The sequence below is a fragment of the Moorena sp. SIO4A1 genome, from assembly GCF_010672065.1.
Classification (GTDB): domain Bacteria; phylum Cyanobacteriota; class Cyanobacteriia; order Cyanobacteriales; family Coleofasciculaceae; genus Moorena.
Genome location: NZ_JAAHHX010000966.1, coordinates 1 through 1130, shown reverse-complemented (window position 1 = coordinate 1130; position 1130 = coordinate 1). Strand labels below are relative to the sequence as shown.

Here is a 1130-nt window from a genome sequence, read left to right as displayed (position 1 = left end):
TAGCTAGCTCACCTACTCGATTGCTAGAGATTGGATTCTCTGTTTGTAAGCATCACTGTCTAAGCCATCACCATCATTGGGATCCCAACCTTTTTTGTTGATTATTTCGTTGAGAGTATCAAGGCGTTTTGCTGGTTCTGGGTGGGTTCTTAGCATTGCCGGTGTATTGCCTTTGGTTAATTTTTCGAGAAATCCAGTCATGCCTGAGGGAGCGTAGCCAGCACCGTGCAACATTTCTAATCCCTTGCGATCCGCTTCATATTCCTGCTGCCTTCCTCGGGGAAGAGAGAAGGCGATATCCTCAAGAAGATTTATAATTGTCCCATACTCGACTTCACTATTTACCTCAAGGTTCTTGTCTTTGATAATCTGGCGCAGTTTCTCTATGCTGTGTTTGCTAGTAATGTGAGCAATTTCGTGAGCTATCACTGCAGCTAACTCAGCTTCATTTTCTACCCCTTTCAGCAAGCCAGTATGAACATAAACAAAGCCACCCACCAAGGCAAAGGCATTTATATCGTTGTTCCTGACTACTTGAAAGGTATAGGGAAAATTGGGGCGATCGCTATAGGGGATTAATCTCTTACCAATGTCTTGGACGTATTCAGTGATTTTGCGTCCGCTGTAAATCTCCAGCCCTTGAGCAACTTCTTGTTGATTCAAACACTTACCCAGCTCTACTTCTTGTTGATCAGAAATGGTGATTAACTGAATTATCTCAATTCCTGCATCACCATCCAACAACCCACATAAATCAAATGCTGATGAGGTATGGGGTAACCCTACCCCTAGAGCCAGTGCCACAACTACCAGAATCAGCAGGTAAAACCATCGACGATGGGAAGCACGCTTAATCCAAAAGAATGGGTTTAACATAGTCGTCTATTTAAGCGTCTATTTGAATAATCATAGGGTTGTAAGTATTCATTATTCAGCTTTCAGCAGTCAGCTTTCAGCAGTCAGCTTTCAGCAGTCAGCTTTCAGGGATTTAGTTAGCACATTTTTCATAAGCAGCTTGTCGTAGACCTTGGTAATAAATAGATTCAACACCCAAGGATTTTTCCAAAATTATCTCCCACCTTAAGTTAGTAATAAATTTATCAATTTTTTTCTTCCATTCTATATCCTGA

At 41.6% G+C, this 1130-nt stretch carries 1 protein-coding gene; it reads right to left on the bottom strand.

All coding sequences use genetic code 11. From position 1 onward, the window contains the following. Positions 1-12 precede the first annotated feature (12 nt). Positions 13-876: a M48 family metallopeptidase gene (locus F6K53_RS44495; RefSeq protein ID WP_075902625.1), complete on the bottom strand. Its 864-nt coding sequence runs from the start codon at positions 874-876 to the stop codon at positions 13-15. Positions 877-1130: the final 254 nt, after the last annotated feature.